Origin of the sequence: Mesorhizobium captivum (assembly GCF_033977165.1) — a bacterium.
In the GTDB taxonomy this organism is placed as follows: Bacteria; Pseudomonadota; Alphaproteobacteria; order Rhizobiales; family Rhizobiaceae; genus Mesorhizobium; species Mesorhizobium captivum.
In genome coordinates this window covers 135942-151319 of record NZ_JAVIJB010000002.1, presented here as the reverse complement: position 1 = coordinate 151319, position 15378 = coordinate 135942, and the positions used below count along the sequence as shown (strand labels likewise).

Genomic DNA, 15378 nt, shown 5'->3' with positions numbered 1-15378 from the left:
TGCACCAATCCTTGGGAAAAATCAGCCGCCGGTGACGCTCATATGGCGCGATACCGAAGGGCGGCTGGTGCGGCGGTCGATGATGAAATCATGCCCCTTCGGCTTGCGCCCGATCGCCTCGTCTATGGCCTCGCCGACCAGTTCGTTGCCTTCGGACGCACGCAACGGCGCCCTGAGGTCGGCGGCGTCCTCCTGGCCGAGGCACATATAGAGCGTGCCGGTGCAGGTCAGCCGGACGCGGTTGCAGCTTTCGCAGAAATTATGCGTCATCGGCGTGATGAAGCCGAGCCGGCCGCCGGTCTCCGCGACCTGGACGTAGCGGGCAGGGCCGCCGGTCTTGTAGGGGATGTCGGTCAGTGTGAACTGGCGCTCGAGCGAGGCGCGCAGCAGCGACAGCGGCAGGTATTGGTCGGTGCGGTCGGCGTCTATCTCGCCCATCGGCATGGTTTCGATCACGGTGAGGTCCATGCCGCGTCCATGCGCCCAGCGCAGCATCTCGGGGATTTCGGCGTCGTTGAAGTCGCGCAGCGCCACGGCGTTGAGCTTGACCTTCAGGCCCGCGGCCCGCGCGGCGTCGATGCCTTCCATGACCTTGCCGAGATTGCCCCAGCGGGTGATCTGGCGGAATTTGTCGGCATCCAACGTGTCGAGCGAGACGTTGATGCGCTTCACCCCGCAGTCTGCGAGCTCCGCGGCAAAGCGCGAGAGCTGCGAGCCGTTGGTGGTGAGCGTCAGCTCTTCCAGGGCGCCGCTCTTGAGATGCCGCGACAACTGGCGCACCAGATGCATGATGTTCTTGCGCACCAGCGGCTCGCCGCCGGTCAGCCTGAGCTTCCTCACGCCCTTTTCGATAAAGACGCTGCACAGCCGATCGAGCTCCTCGAGCGACAACAGATCCTTCTTCGGCAGGAAGGTCATGTCCTCGGCCATGCAATAGGTGCAGCGGAAGTCGCAGCGGTCGGTGACCGACACGCGAAGGTAGGTGATCGTGCGACCGAATGGGTCGATCATGTTCATGTTCAAGCGCTTCCGTGGCCGTAAACGGGCTCGTTATATATGGCTATGTGATACGATCCGATCCGGCATTCAAGATAGAAGGTCTTGATCTTTGGTAACAGTCCGCGACCGACATCGCATGTCGGCTGGCTTCCATGACCTTTCCGCATCGCGCGAAGCGGCGTAGGGAAGGGTCCCATTCACGCAGGACCAAATATGACGACGCCGAAGGAACTGAGGGTCTCGAAAGACCGCAAGCTGCTCACCGTGACCTTTCCCGGACATCAGCCGTTCGAGCTGCCGGCGGAGTTTTTACGCGTGGCCTCGCCCTCGGCGGAGGTGCAAGGCCATTCGCCCGAACAACGCGTGACCGTACCCGGCAAGCGCAATGTCGCGATCCTCAAGATCGAGCCGGTCGGCAACTATGCTGTGCGCATCACCTTCGACGATTTCCACGACACCGGCATCTTCACCTGGAATTACCTTCACACGCTCGGCCATGAGAAGGAGGAACGCTGGAACGCCTATCTCGCCGAGTTGGCCGAGAAGGGGCTCAGCAGGGATCGCTAGAGCAATTCCAGGAAAAGTGTGAGCGGTTTTCCGTCCGGAATTGCGTAGAAACAAATAGTTAGAGCAGTTCGGCGTTTCCGTGAAACGGTGAACCGCTCTGGCCTGACGCCCGCAAGTTCAACTTCGGTGTCGGACTGTCGTCAAAGCGTCATGGACATAGAGTAGCGCCGGCAAAAGGTCAGGAGGCAAAAAGAGATGTCGCTCATCACATCGGTCGAACAGCTCGAAACCCTCTACGGGCTGCCTGGCGAGGCCTCGATCGTCAAGGAACTCGACCATGTGATCTCCGAATATGCCGCCTTCATCGAAGCCTCGCCCTTCGTGGCGCTGGCGACCAGCGGGCCGGAGGGGCTCGACTGCTCGCCGCGGGGCGATCTTGCCGGGTTCGTGCGCCTCGTCGATGAAAAGACGCTGATGATGCCCGACAGGCGTGGCAACAACCGCGCCGATTCGCTGAAGAACATCATTCGCGATCCGCGCGTCGGGCTGCTTTTCCTGGTGCCGGGCTCCGGCACGACGCTGCGCGTCAACGGCCGCGCCCATATCACCACCGATGCCGAGCTTTGCGCCTCCTTCACGGTCGACGGCAAGCCCGCACGGTCGGTCACCGTGATTTCGGTCGACACCGTCTATTTCCAATGCGCCCGCGCCATCGTGCGCTCGGAGCTGTGGAATCCGGCAAAGCATGTCGACCCGAAGTCGCTGCCAACGCCCGGCCAGATACTAGAGATCACCAGCCGCAAGAACATCGACGGCGAGATCTACGACAGGGAATGGCCAGAGCGGGCGAAAAAGACAATGTGGTGAGGAAAGGGGCTGCTCAGGCTTCCTTCAGCACGTCGGCGATCTTGCGCATCTGCTCGCCGATCATGTCGCACTGTTCCGGCGTCGACTGGCTCATCGCCTTTTCGATCAGCGCCATGTGCACTTTTAGCGCCCGCATCAGCAAGGCCTCGCCGGCTTCGGTGAGGTTCAGCCGCAGCACCCGCTTGTCCTTCTCGTCGCCTTCGCGGCGCAGCAGGCCGCGCGCTTCGAGCTGCGGCAAAAGCATGGTGATGTTGGAGCGGCCGACTAGGAGCTTGCGGGCAAGGTCGTGCTGCGACATGCCGGGGTGGCGGTAGAGGTTCATCAGCACGTCGAGCTGCGCCGGCTTCAAGTCGAGCGGCGCGAGCTTCGTCGCTAGCGTACGCTCCAGCACATGGCAGGCGCGCGCCACCGCAACCCAGTTGCGGAAGCGCGGATTGTCCCAGGGCAGCTCTTGCTTAATGTTCATGTTTGAACTATTATGTTCATGCTTGAACGAATGGATGGACCGCCACTATGGCATCATTTAGATTGAAGGTCATCCGGGGCGTCTTCGGCGCGGCCGAGCATGTCGCTCCGCGTCTCAGCGGCCGCGCCGCGTTCGAATTATTCTGCCGCACACCCAGCGTCAAATCCTCGAGCGATGGCGAGCGGCGCGCCGTGGAGCGCGCTGCCGGTTTCATGGCCGAGGCGCGCCATCACAGGCTGAAGACGACGACGGACTGCGTTGCGGTGCATGAGTTCAGGCCCGAGCCGGGCAGGGGCTCTCATGGCACAGTGCTCGTCATCCATGGCTGGCGCTCGCGCACCGAATACATGCGCACGCTGATCGAGGGGTTTCGCGGGGCCGGTTACAAGGTCGTCTCGCTCGATCTGCCGGGGCACGGCCATTCGCTCGGCAGGCATCTCAATATGGTGACCGCGGTCGATGCGGCGCGAGTCGCCGGCGAATGGTTCGGCCCGTTTGTCGCCGCCGTCGGCCATTCCTTCGGCGGCGCGATCGCCGCCAACGCCGTTGCGGCGTCGGTCAAGGGCATGCCGCCGCTCTCGGCCGAAAAGCTGGTGCTGATCGCGGCGCCAAGTTCCTTGCCGGCGATCTTCGACGACTTCAGTCGCATGATGAATGTCGGACCGCGCTCCCGGCTCGCCATGGCGGATCGGGTGAAGCATCTGTCTGGACGGCCGCTTAGCGAATTCACCGGCGACCGCCAGCTTGCCGAGGCGCCGGTGCCGACGCTGATCATCCACGCGCCCGACGATCGCGAAGTCCATGCCGACCATGCCAAGCGCTATGCGGGAGCCGGCGATCATGTCCGCCTGCATTGGGCCGAAGGGCTTGGCCACCGCCGCATCCTTGCCGACAAGGATGTCGTTGCGCGCGCCGTCCGCTTCGTCACCGAGGAGCACGAATCGACGCTGCAGTGAATGGTTGCGGGAAAAGTGCGCTGCGGTCTTCGGCCCGGAACAGCGTGCAAAAACGCAGTCAGTCAGCTTTCTTCTTCTGACCGGGCTCGACCGGCAGGCCCGCCGCCTTCCAGGCGGTGTAGCCGCCAAGGATGTGCTTGACCGGGGCAAGACCCATGTCCTGCGCCGTCTTGGTGGCGAGCGCCGAGTGCCAGCCGCCGGCACAGAAGAAGACGAAGGTCTTTCCCGAGGCGAAGAACGGCTTGTGGTAGGGGCTTTCCGGGTCGATCCAGAATTCCAGCATGCCGCGTGTCACATGCTTGGCGCCGGGGATCTTGCCGTCGCGCTCGACTTCGCGAGGGTCGCGCAGATCGACGAAGATCGTGTCGTCATCCTCCAGCAGCCCGGCCGCTTCCTCAGGCGATACCACCTCTATCTCGGCATTCGCCTCATCGAGAAGCTCGCGATATCCCTTCTTCACTGCGCATCCTCCAGGCCGTGCTCGAGGCCACTGGAATTTCGATCACAAAGACCGCTGTTTGTCACGGATTGATGTTTGGTTCAGGCCCGAGCGCCGGCCAGCGTTGCCCAGGCCGCCATGGCGCCGGCAACGGTTGCCATGAGGGCAGCATGCGTGGCGCCGTCACGCGCCTGGATCGACATGCCGTGCTGCACCGTCGCGAAGAAGGTGGCGGCGGTTTGGCTGTCGAAATTCGCCGGCAGTTCTCCTTCGGCCACCGCGCGTTCCAAGCGCCTTTTGAGCGCCTTATGATTTTCGGCCCGGCGGCGGCGCAGATCATGGCAGATCAGACCCTGGCTAGAATCCTGGTGCAAGGCACCGAGCGCGATCAGGCAGCCTTGCGGCCGATCGGTCTGGGAATAGGCCTTTGCCGTCTGGGTCAGGAACCCTTCGATTGCCAGCCGCGCGGTCGGCGCCTCTTCCAGCGTCGTCCAGATATCGGAGCCTTCGACACGCGTATAGAGGTCGGTTGCTTCGAGGAAGAGCGCCTCTTTGCTGCCAAAGGCGGCATAGAGGCTGGGCGAATTGATGCCCATGGCTGTCGTCAGATCGCTCAGCGAGGCACCTTCATAGCCCTTGGCCCAAAAAACCTCCATCGCTCGCCGCAGCGCGGCGCTTCGATCGAAGGAACGGGGGCGGCCTCTTTCCGGCATGGTGTTCCTGGGGCATGCTTTTCTGTGTTGATCGATACATAATTCAGTTGACGGGGCAGGGCAAGGCTGACAAATATTTATGTATCGATCATTACAAAAAGGAGAAATCGATGCCTTCAAAGCCACTGAGCGGCAAGGCCGCCTTCGTGACCGGCGGCAGCCGCGGCATAGGGGCGGCCATTGCCAGGAGATTGGCGCGCGACGGTGCCAGCGTTGCCTTGACCTATATCCATGGCGCGGCGCAGGCGCGTGACGTCGTCGACGAGATCGAGGCGGCCGGCGGCCGCGCTCTTGCCATCAAGGCGGACGGCCGCGATGCCGAAACGATCGAGAGTGCCGTCGAACAGGCGACGGAGGCGTTTGGCCGGCTCGATATCCTGGTCAACAGCGCCGGCATCTGGCGCGCCGCGCCGATCGATAGCCTGTCGCTTGCCGATTTCGACGAGAGCATGGAGGTCAATCTGAGGGCGCCTTTCGTTGCCTCGAAGGCGGCCGCTCGGCACATGGCGGAAGGCGGTCGCATCATCTCGATCGGCAGCAACCTCGCTGAGCGCGTAACGGACGCCGGCCTCAGCGCCTATTCGACCAGCAAGGCAGCGCTGGTCGGGTTGACCAAGGCTCTGGCGCGGGACCTTGGCCCACGCGGCATCACCGCCAACATCGTTCATCCGGGATCGACCGACACCGACATGAACCCTGCCGACGGGCCGCATGCCGAGCACCAGCGCCAGAAAATGGCGACCCCGCGATTCGGCGAGGCCGAGGAGATAGCGGGCCTGGTCGCGTGGCTCGCCAGCGCTGAGGGCCGTTTCGTCACCGGCGCGGCGCTGACCATCGACGGCGGTGCCAACGCCTGATTGTCATCAGGTTTCTGAAACCAGGAGCGGCCGTGCCGCATTGTGTCTCACAAGGATGTGAAACTGTTCTGCAACACGGTCGCGGAAATTTATGGAAGCTTAACGAAATCAGTATGAATCGGTATAGTCGCGCCTTACATCCGCCATGCGGAGGGCGGGACCGTCAAGCGGCACGGAACGGGAACCGGTTGCAACCGGTGCGGGTGAAGCATGAAAATCCTCGGGAACAAAAAGGCCGTCATGCCGATCGCAATTGCGGCGGTACTTGCCTTCGGGCAGCAGCCGGCGCGCGCGCAGGGCTTGTTCGACATGCTGTTCGGCGGCGGCATCCGGCACAATCCGCAAGGCGAATTTCCGCCGCCGCCGAGGCCGCGCAAGATGCAGCCCGGCACCGGCGGCGGAGGTAGCGTCAGGATCAGCAGCCCGACCTACAATACCTACAGGGCCGACAGGCTCGTGCGCATCGACTTCAAGTCGCTGCTGCCGGCTCCGCAACTCGCGACCGCACAGGACGCAGCCTTTGTGCCGTCCGTGACCGGAAGCGCGTTTCGCGACGCGCTGGCAGGCCTGAGCGACTTCGAACTCTTTGCCGAACCCGACATCGCCAAGGCGCTGGTCGCCTACTACTCGGCCAATCCAGATTTCATCTGGGTAACAGGAGACGCGCCCAACAGCAGGGCGCAGGATGCCGTGCGGGTTCTTGGCGAGGCGGCGAGTTACGGCCTGACCCCTGCCGACTACTCCGTCGATGTTCCGGCGGCCACGACTGCCGCCACGCCGGAAGAGCGGACCAAGGAACTGGTCCGCTTCGAGATGGCGCTGTCGGCGCGCGTGCTGCGCTATGCCCATGACGCCCAGAGCGGCCGCGTCGACCCGAACCGCATGACCGGCTATTACGACTTCCCGGCCAAGCCGCTCGATCTCGAGGGCGTGTTGAGGACACTGGCGCATACGCAGGAGGTGCGCACCTACCTAGAATCGCGACACCCGCAAAACCCGGAATACCAGGCGCTGCGCGTCGAACTGGAATCGCTCGAGGCGAGCGAGGAGAATGAGATCGTCGTCGATCCGAAGCTGCTCTTGAAGCCCGGCGAAAGCAGCCCCGAGCTGCCCAAGCTTTTGACGCTCATTGCCCGCAATCTCGATGACGAGATGGGCGGCGACTATGGCGAGGTTCTCGCCAGGCTCGGCAAGAGCGAGGTCTATGATCCCGAGCTGGTGCCGGTGATCAAGGCGGTGCAGCAGCGGGCCGGCATGAAGGGCGACGGCGTCATCGGACCGCGCACCGTCGCTTCGCTTGCCGGAACATCCAAGGCCGACAAGATCGGGAAGGTCAGGGTCGCGCTCGAAGAGTTGCGCTGGCTCCCCTCCGACCTCGGCAGCCCGCGAGTCTTCATCAACCAGCCGGCCTTCACCGCAAGCTACATCAACAATGGCGAGGAAAAGCTGAAGACCCGCGCAGTCATCGGCAAGGTCACCAATCAGACCGCCTTCTTCTACAACCAGATCAAGCAGGTCGATTTCCATCCCTATTGGGGCGTGCCGCAGTCGATCATCGTCAACGAGATGCTGCCGAGGCTGCGCGGTGATCCGGGCTATCTCGACCGTGCCGGCTATGAGGTGACGGATTCCAGCGGCAGGCGAATTCCCTCGGCTGCGGTCGACTGGGGCGCCTACGGCGCCAAAGTCCCGTTCAGCGTGCGCCAGCAGCCAAGCGAGGCCAATGCGCTTGGCGAGCTGAAGATACTCTTCCCCAACAAGCACGCCATCTACATGCATGACACGCCGCAGAAGTCGTTCTTCGAGCGCGACATGCGGGCGTTGAGCCATGGCTGCATCCGCCTGCAGGACCCGCGCGGCATGGCGGCCGCGGTGCTCGGCACTTCCGTCGACGATATCGCCGAGAAGCTGAAGCACGGCCATTCGACGGAGAATGTCACGCGCGTCATCCCGGTCTACGTCGCCTATTTCACCGCCTGGCCGGACATGTCCGGCAAGGTCGAGTATTTCGACGACGTCTACGATCGCGATTCGAAACTGATGCAGGCGCTGGACGCGACCGAAGCGGTGCGCACGCCGTCAAGCTGAGCGCTGTTTGTTTTTCACCAATTCCGGATGGAAGGCTACGGCGAAGCCGCCGAGCCTAAGCGCTTGTCACTTTCCTGGCATTGCTTAGACGAGTGGGCGCCGAAAGCCGGCGTCGCGCCCGGCGATCAGCCAGTAGACCAGGCCGGCGACGAGACCAGCGCCGGCGATGATGCCCATGTCGCCCCAGCGTTCCGGATCGTCCGGCGCGTCAGGCCAGAGCAGCACGAAACCGGCTGCTGCCGCGGCACAGCCGAACAGCATGTGCAGCCAGAAGCTCCGCAACGAGAAGAACTCGGCAATCAGGGCAAAGACCAGGGTCTGCATGCCGGTGACCACGATCGTCAGGAAATAGACGAACATGCCGAGGGGCGGCACCACGAGCACAGCGACGGGCGTGAACTGCATCAGCTCGAAATAGCCTGGAGCGTTGGGCAGTGAGCTCAGCACCATGTAGATCACGACCAGCGCGATCAAGCCGACCAGATAGCCGGCGAGCATCATCAAGATGCGCTTCAGGACGTAGCCAACCATTGCCATGCACCCCCGTGCCCGCAATCGTGGCGCGCAGTCAGCCATCAAATACGCGTCGACGCAAGACTCGGGATGGGCAGGGGCGGCTACCCACGGGCAGCCGTCTTCAGGCGTCTATTTTGGCTCGCCGGTTACCGGATCGTAGGTGATTTGGACCTTGGCCTTGTCGGTCGTGTAGTAGGTGACGGTATAGCCGTCGCTGCTCCAGTCGACCCCCTTCACATATTGGAAGTCGTTCCGCTTCTCGACCTTGGCGACGATTTCCGAAAGCTTCTTGGCATTTTGCGGAGGCATCGCCTGGTCGTCCGCCGCGAAAGCCGGCCCGCCGGCAAGGAAAGACGCAATACCGATTGCCAAAACAACAGCGCGCATGACTGCCCCTCAATTTCGTGTTGGCATGAGTGCGCTGGAAAACTCGAATCCCGGCCGGTTGGTTCCACCACGGGACGACAACACCTTGCTCCACGGCCAGTCCGCCACGACCGGCAGCACCTTCATTCGCGCAAGCGGAAATAAATAAAGCCGCGAGATTCCAATATGTAAGCAAGTTTCCAGGATCTGATGCTTCAGGTAACAAACGGCTAACCATGGGTCGGGCCGAAGGCGCGCTCCATTAGCTGTTCGTGGTAGAGCTTTTGGCAAGACCCTGATAGAGTCCAAACCAACAGGGTGGCAACGGCGCGCCGAGCCTGCCGGGATTTTCCATCGGCAAACGGCGAAGTGTTTTGAGAGCGGAAGTCGCCTGTTCTGGACCGAAAACAGGGACCGGGGGCTCTATCATGGCTGAACGGAACTATACCCGTCAGCTGGCGACAATCATTTCTATCGACGCCGTTGGCTTTTCACGGCTGATGGGCATCGACGACGAACTCGCCGTCGCGGCCTTCGAGGAAAGGCGCGATATCATCACCGACAGCTGCGGCGCTTTTGGCGGCCGCACCTTTGGCGTTGCCGGCGACAGCATCATGGCCGAGTTTGGCAATCCGATCGAAGCTTTGCGCGCGGCCTTTGATTTCCAGGATCGGATCATGGCGCTCAATGCCTCGGTGGGCGAGGAGATGCGCATGCCGTTTCGGGCCGGGATCAACACCGGCGACGTCATCGTCCGCGAGGGCCGGCTCTATGGCGACGACGTCAACATAGCCGCCCGCCTCCAGGAATTCGCTCCCCATGACGGCCTCGCCATTTCGGAGACAACCTGGCACCACGTAAAGGACAAGACCGCGGCGGTCTTTACCGACCTCGGCGAGTTCATGCTGAAGAACATCGCCCTGCCGGTGCGCGTCCTGATAGCCGGGCGCGGCGGCAACGGCGCCACGATGGCGGCTCCCTTGGCCGCCACAGCTTCGGGTTCCTACAGACCCTTCGCCAAGGGGCCGCCGGCAATCGCGGTGCTGCCGTTCCAGGGCGACGGAAGCGAGCCCGATGTCGGCTACATGGCCGACGGCATTGCCGAAGACATCATCTACGGCCTCTCCAACACCCGCTGGCTTTCAGTGATCGCCAAGGGCTCCAGCTTCCAGTTCCGCGACGACAGCCTCGGAACCAGGCTCATCGGCAATGCGCTTGGCGCGCGCTATATCGTCGGCGGCACGCTGGCGCGCTACAGCGGGCAGATCCGCCTCAACGCCTCGCTCACCGATACGTCGAACGGGCGTCTCGTCTGGTCGCAACGCTTCGATCGCGATCTCGTCGATATCTTCAGCCTGCGCGACCAGATCGGCAGCGAGATCGTTTCGATCCTCGACAAGGAAGTCGATCGGGCCGAGCAGGTGCGGACCTTCCAGGTGCCGTGGGAAAGCCTCGAGACCTGGCAATTGGTGCGGCGGGGCCGTTGGCACATGAACAGGCGCACGCGCAGCGACACCGAAATCGCGCTCGAATTCTTCGACAAGGCCTACCAGGAAGATCCGAATTCCAGTGCCGTGCTGAACGAGCTGTCATGGTGGTATTTCTGGCGGGCATGGCTGCGCTTCGGCGACAGCGACGACCTGGACAAGGTCGAGGCGTTCGCGCGCAAGGCGCTTTTGATGGACAGCCTCGACGCGCGACCGCATGCCTATCTCGGCGCCGCCGACATCATGCGCGGCCAGCCGGCGTCGGCCGCCGAGCATCTCGCTGAGGCGATCCACATCAACCCGAGCTTTGCCTTCGCCCGCTCTGCGATGGGCAGCGCGCGCCTTTTGCTCGGCGATGCCGCCGGCGCGATCCCATTCTTCCTGGATACCGAGCGGCTGAGCCCGTTCGACCTCTACCGCTTCCACAATCTTGGGGAACTGGCCGCCGCATATTGCTTCGTCGAGGACTGGCCCGCGGCAATTGCGGTTGCCGACCGCTCGCTCAACCTTTCGCCGAGCTACTTCTACGCCAGGTTCCTGAAAATCGGCGCCTTGATGCGGAGCGGCCGCCGCGACGAGGCCGAGCGGGAACTCGCCATTTTCGGGACAAGACATCCCGACTTTTCCGAGCAGAGGATTCGCTGGATACCGTTCGTCGATTCGGCGAAGAACAACTTCCTGATCGCGAATTTCGACCAGGCCAAGTCCATTGCATGATCGCGGGAACCGAAGACAGACGACTGTGAAAAAAATCACATACGCCGGACCGATGCAAACCTAGGCCATTAGCTTGCCGGCATCGCATCGACTTGGACAGCCGGGGGGCTCGAACGCGCATGATCAAGTTGAAGTATTTCGCTGCTGTCCGCGCGGCCCAGAAGAGCCAGCGCCCTGTCGTCGAGATGCCGCCGTTCGATATCAACCGGCTTCGCGCCAGGGATGGTATTGCCTCCCGCATCACCGGGTTCTTTCTGAGCGATCCGCGCTGGTTGCTGGCGCCGCTGCGCCGTTTTTGGCCGAACCTGGCCTTTGGCAACTTCCTGCTCGTCACCAAGGGCGTCGACGTGCGCGACATATTGGAGCGCGGCGACGAGTTCGAAACACCCTACGGTCCGGAAATGGCGGAACTGGCCAGGGGATCGAACTTCATCCTCGGGATGCAGGACGGGGCTGCCTACCGGCAGATGAAGTCGGCCGTGCTGAGCGCCTTTCCGCCAGCGGAAGTCGAAGCCGCCGTCAGGCCGATCGCGGAGCGTCATTCACGCGACATCATGACCAGAGCCAGCCCGGGCTTCGACGCCATCGCCGGGCTGATGAAAATTGTGCCGGTGCGAATCTGTCGCGATTATTTCGGTCTTGAGATCGACGACGAAACCGAGTTTGCCGATTGGTCGATCGCGCTAAGCGCGCTGTTCTTTTCAGATCCGACCGCGAACCCGACAACGCGCCAACTCGCGGTCGTCGGCGGCGATCGCCTGATCAAGGTCATCGAGCGCTCGATCGCCGCGGTCAGGGACAAGGGAGGGAAGGACGACCGGCCGCTGGCCCGCCTCGTCGCGCTCATGGATCAGGGGCGCCTGTCGCGGCCCGACATCCATTCGATCATGCTCGGCATGATTGCCGGTTTCGTTCCGACCAACGTGCTTGCGGGCGGCAATTGCCTGGACGTCATCCTGTCGCGGTCCGATGCCCGCCAGGCTGTCGACGCGGCCATTGCCGCAAGCGATAGCGGCAAGCTCGATCGGGCGATCCTGGAAGCCATGCGCTTCAAGCCGATCTGGGTCGGCCCGTGGCGCTACACCGCCCGTGATGCGACCATCGGCAAGGGCACGCGCCGAGAGCGCCTGGTGAAGGCCGGAACCGTGGTGATGCCGGCGACGCTGTCGGCCATGTTCGATCCGGAAATCGTGCAAAGGCCAAATGAGTTCGACACCTCGCGTCCGCACCGCGACTACATGGTTTTCGGCCACGGTATCCACCTGTGCATCGGCGCTGAGATCGCCCGCATACAGATCGGCGAATGCGTTCGTGCCCTGTTCAGCAAGCCCAAGCTCAGCCGCGCGCGCGGCAGAGCCGGCAAGATGGTCAATGTCGGCGCATATCCGGCGAGCCTCAAGGTCGATTTCGAGCGCTCGCCGCTTTGCCGCACAGTCGACCAGTCGATGGTCACCGTGGTTTGCCCGATCGCGCGCGCGGTGCCGTTGGATGCCGTGCGCGACAAGGTCGGCGCCCTCGGCAATCCGGCGATCGACGAGGTGGGCGGCGCGCTCGACAAGGTGGGCTCGATTCATTTCGCCAGCCTGGCAGTCGCGGCCACCGGAAAGGACGAGAAATCAGGCCTCGACACCGGGGCACTCGTGCTCGAAATCTCCGGCGACGGCAGCGCGGACGATGTGATCGGCGCCATCACGCTGGCCATAGGCGACCGGTTGCGGCCGATCTTCAGGGACGTTTGCGGTCTGTCCGACGGCGGCTCGCTGGACGGCTTCCTGAAGAAGCATCACATCGAAATATCGCCGTCCTTCGGCAGCGCGGCAGGGTTGGTTTTTTCGGGCACGCCTGGCCATTCGGTGCGCCGCATCCTAGCCGAGGCCGAGCTTGCCGACAGTGTGCGCGAGATCGTCGAAAAGCCGCGTGCCGGTACCGGCAACGCCCTTGCGGTGCTTACCGAGGCGCGCCGGCATGCCCAGTCGCTGGGACAGTTCGGCTGGGCCTTCGAGCCCGCCGAAAGCCTGCTCGAGCGGCCGCCGGGCCGCTGGTGGCGGGCCTTGACGACGACGCTGCTTGCGCCCGCAATGCTCGCCACAGTCGCGATCGTCGTGCTTGCCTTCTGGCGCATGATCTATGTGCTTGTGTTCGGCAACCTCCACGGCGTCACCTTTACCAACATCGCAATTGCCGGCACCGCGCTTCTGCTGGCGGTGCTGGGGCTGCTGGCTATCGCCCTGCTGTTCGTCGGCTTGTGCTTCCTGGGCCTGCGGCGCCTCGAGGACAAGGACAGGCCGCAGAACACCCCGGTCGACATCGGCGCCCTAGACAGGATCCTCGCCAATGAGGACCACTGCGCGCAGAACCATCTGACCGCGATCTCGACGATGAAGGCCGGCACCTTGCGGCGGCTGGCACTGAGGCTTTCCTTCTATCTGATCTCGATATCGGCGCAGAAAGTGTTCAAGCCGGGGTTCCTTGCCACCATCAACACCATTCACTTCGCCCGCTGGGTGCTGCTGCCGGGCACCGACAAGCTGATGTTCTTCTCCAACTACGGCGGCAGCTGGGAAAGCTATCTGGAGGACTTCATCGCCAAGGCTTCGGAAGGCCTGACCGGGGTGTGGAGCAACACCGACGGTTATCCGCGCACGCGCTGGCTCTTCCTCGACGGCGCGCGCGACGGCGACCGCTTCAAGCGCTGGGCGCGACGCCAGCAGGTGCCGACGCTGTTCTGGTACTCCGCCTATCCCCATCTCAACACCGCGCGCATCCGCATCAACTCCAGGATCAGGCGCGGCATTGCTTCGGCCACCGGCAACGAGGCGCGCGACTGGGTGAGCCTGTTCGGCTCGTTGCAGCGGCCGCAGGCAAGGCCGGCGGAAACCGCCGGCCGTGAACCGGCGCCTTCGCCTCTCGAAGAGCTGGAAGCGGGCGAGATCCAATCGATCTTCTTCGGTCCGTTCGGCGCGCTCGGCTACGCGCATATGCTGGCGATCCGGGTGCCAGAAGATCTGCCGGCAATGCAACGCAAAGCCTGGCTGGACTTCGTCATCGACAAAACAAGTTTCGGCGACGGCGTGCCTGCCGGACGAGCCATGACGGTGGCCTTCGGTCCCGACGGCCTTCGTCGTCTCGGGCTGGCAGGTGGCGTCGACGACGATCCGCTGGACACATTTCCAGCGGCCTTTCGCCACGGCATGGGCAATCCGGAGCGTAGCCGCATCCTCGACGATACCGGCCCGGACGCGGCCGACAAATGGCAGTGGGGCTCGGCCAAGACGCCGGTCGACGCGGTCGTCATCTGCTACGCCGAAGAGCCGGCGACTCTCAAGGGAGAGATCACGACGACGAAGCGGAAGACGACGGGCGCCGGGATGAAAATCGTCGCCGAGCTGCCGCTCGTTGTGAACCGCTCGCCGAAAAGGGACGGCGCGAAATCCCAGCATGCCGGCAACAGCGGCAAGCCGGAGCGCTTGCGCGCCTATGAGCATTTCGGCTTTGCCGACGGTGTCTCGCAGCCGATAGTCAGGGGCACGTCGCGCGCCAACAAGGGCGCCGCGCCGATGCATCTGGTCGCGCCCGGCGAGTTCCTGTTCGGCTATCGCGACGAGCACGGATTCTATCCAGCCTCGCCCTCCGTCGAGGCAGCGCAGGATCGCACCGGCATCCTGTCGCAGGTGCGGCGGAACCGGCAGATCCCCGGCCAGCCTCCACCGCCGCGCGATTTTGGCCGCAACGGCTCGTTCCTCGTCGTGCGTCAATTCGAGCAGCATGTCGAGCTGTTCAACGACTACTGCAAGCACGCCGCCGCGCGGGCCGCGCACGAGACCGGCGACGACGCCATCACGCCGCGCTGGGTGGCGGCCAAGATGCTCGGGCGCTGGCAGGACGGCAGCTCGCTGGTGCGCAACCCCGATGGCCGCCCCGGCCGCGGCGTCGACAACGATTTCGCGCTTGGCGCCGAGGACCCGCAAGGGCATCGCTGCCCGCTCGGCTCGCACATACGCCGCTCCAATCCGCGCGATTCGCTCGGCGAGGACCGCGAGACGCAGATCAGGATCGGCAAGCGCCATCGCATCCTGCGCGTCGGCCGCACCTACGAGAAAAAGGGCCGGAGCGGGAAGGTCGAGAAGGGGCTTCTCTTCATGTGCCTCAACGCCGACATCGAACGTCAGTACGAATTCATCCAGCAGACCTGGGTCTCGTCGAGCTCGTTACAGGGCCTTGTCGGCGAAAAGGATCCGACGATCGGCGCGCGCGACGGCGTCGGCCGGTTCTCGATTCCGTCCTGGGAAAAGGTCACGGTGCTTAAGGACATGCCACAATTCGTTACCACGAAGGGCGGCGGCTACTTCTTCATGCCGAGCCGGTCCGCGCTGCGCTACCTGATTTCGCGGCTGTGATTC

Annotated in this window: 13 protein-coding genes; 7 read left to right on the top strand and 6 right to left on the bottom strand. The window is 63.5% G+C overall.

The annotated features are described in order from the left end of the window. Window positions 1-21 precede the first annotated feature (21 nt). Window positions 22-1017, bottom strand: coding sequence for a GTP 3',8-cyclase MoaA (moaA, locus tag RFM40_RS02750; protein WP_320225925.1), 996 nt, complete (start codon window positions 1015-1017; stop codon window positions 22-24). Window positions 1018-1212: 195 nt separating this feature from the next. Here moaA and RFM40_RS02745 point away from each other — a divergent pair, with 195 nt between their 5' ends. Both RFM40_RS02745 and RFM40_RS02740 read left to right on the top strand, forming a co-directional pair. Further along, window positions 1213-1566, top strand: coding sequence for a gamma-butyrobetaine hydroxylase family protein (locus RFM40_RS02745; RefSeq protein WP_320277078.1), 354 nt, complete (start codon window positions 1213-1215; stop codon window positions 1564-1566). A 195-nt stretch (window positions 1567-1761) separates the two neighbouring features. Further along, window positions 1762-2373 carry a pyridoxamine 5'-phosphate oxidase family protein gene (locus RFM40_RS02740; RefSeq protein ID WP_320225927.1) on the top strand — a complete coding sequence of 204 codons (612 nt, stop codon included), beginning with the start codon at window positions 1762-1764 and terminating at the stop codon, window positions 2371-2373. Between the two features lie 13 nt (window positions 2374-2386). Here the strand turns inward: RFM40_RS02740 and RFM40_RS02735 are convergent, their stop codons facing one another. After that, the gene (locus RFM40_RS02735) at window positions 2387-2839 is read right to left on the bottom strand and encodes a MarR family winged helix-turn-helix transcriptional regulator (protein ID WP_126089229.1); all 453 of its coding nucleotides are present in this window, start codon (window positions 2837-2839) and stop codon (window positions 2387-2389) included. 47 nt (window positions 2840-2886) lie between these two features. On the opposite strand from RFM40_RS02735, the gene RFM40_RS02730 reads away from it, so the two are divergent. Further along, entirely contained in the window at window positions 2887-3795 is a 909-nt protein-coding gene (locus tag RFM40_RS02730; RefSeq protein WP_320225928.1) for an alpha/beta hydrolase, read from the top strand. A 58-nt stretch (window positions 3796-3853) separates the two neighbouring features. Here the strand turns inward: RFM40_RS02730 and RFM40_RS02725 are convergent, their stop codons facing one another. Both RFM40_RS02725 and RFM40_RS02720 read right to left on the bottom strand, forming a co-directional pair. After that, window positions 3854-4255: a rhodanese-like domain-containing protein gene (locus RFM40_RS02725; RefSeq protein WP_320277077.1), complete on the bottom strand. Its 402-nt coding sequence runs from the start codon at window positions 4253-4255 to the stop codon at window positions 3854-3856. A gap of 80 nt (window positions 4256-4335) precedes the next feature. Next, complete coding sequence (locus RFM40_RS02720; RefSeq protein WP_320225929.1) at window positions 4336-4947, bottom strand: TetR/AcrR family transcriptional regulator; 612 nt, start codon at window positions 4945-4947, stop codon at window positions 4336-4338. 110 nt (window positions 4948-5057) lie between these two features. Here RFM40_RS02720 and RFM40_RS02715 point away from each other — a divergent pair, with 110 nt between their 5' ends. Further along, window positions 5058-5804 carry a 3-oxoacyl-ACP reductase family protein gene (locus RFM40_RS02715; RefSeq protein WP_320273953.1) on the top strand — a complete coding sequence of 249 codons (747 nt, stop codon included), beginning with the start codon at window positions 5058-5060 and terminating at the stop codon, window positions 5802-5804. 210 nt (window positions 5805-6014) lie between these two features. Beyond that, window positions 6015-7892, top strand: a complete 1878-nt coding sequence (locus tag RFM40_RS02710) for a L,D-transpeptidase family protein (RefSeq protein WP_320277076.1) — start codon at window positions 6015-6017, stop codon at window positions 7890-7892. Window positions 7893-7976: 84 nt separating this feature from the next. Here RFM40_RS02710 and RFM40_RS02705 read toward each other — a convergent pair whose 3' ends face one another. Together RFM40_RS02705 and RFM40_RS02700 are read right to left on the bottom strand one after the other, a co-directional pair. Next, window positions 7977-8423, bottom strand: coding sequence for a hypothetical protein (locus tag RFM40_RS02705; protein ID WP_430691633.1), 447 nt, complete (start codon window positions 8421-8423; stop codon window positions 7977-7979). A gap of 114 nt (window positions 8424-8537) precedes the next feature. After that, window positions 8538-8795, bottom strand: coding sequence for a PepSY domain-containing protein (locus tag RFM40_RS02700; protein ID WP_320225933.1), 258 nt, complete (start codon window positions 8793-8795; stop codon window positions 8538-8540). A 407-nt stretch (window positions 8796-9202) separates the two neighbouring features. On the opposite strand from RFM40_RS02700, the gene RFM40_RS02695 reads away from it, so the two are divergent. Next, window positions 9203-10978, top strand: coding sequence for an adenylate/guanylate cyclase domain-containing protein (locus tag RFM40_RS02695; protein ID WP_320277074.1), 1776 nt, complete (start codon window positions 9203-9205; stop codon window positions 10976-10978). 119 nt (window positions 10979-11097) lie between these two features. Next, window positions 11098-15375, top strand: a complete 4278-nt coding sequence (locus tag RFM40_RS02690; RefSeq protein WP_320277073.1) for a cytochrome P450 — start codon at window positions 11098-11100, stop codon at window positions 15373-15375. The last annotated feature ends 3 nt before the right edge of the window (window positions 15376-15378 follow it).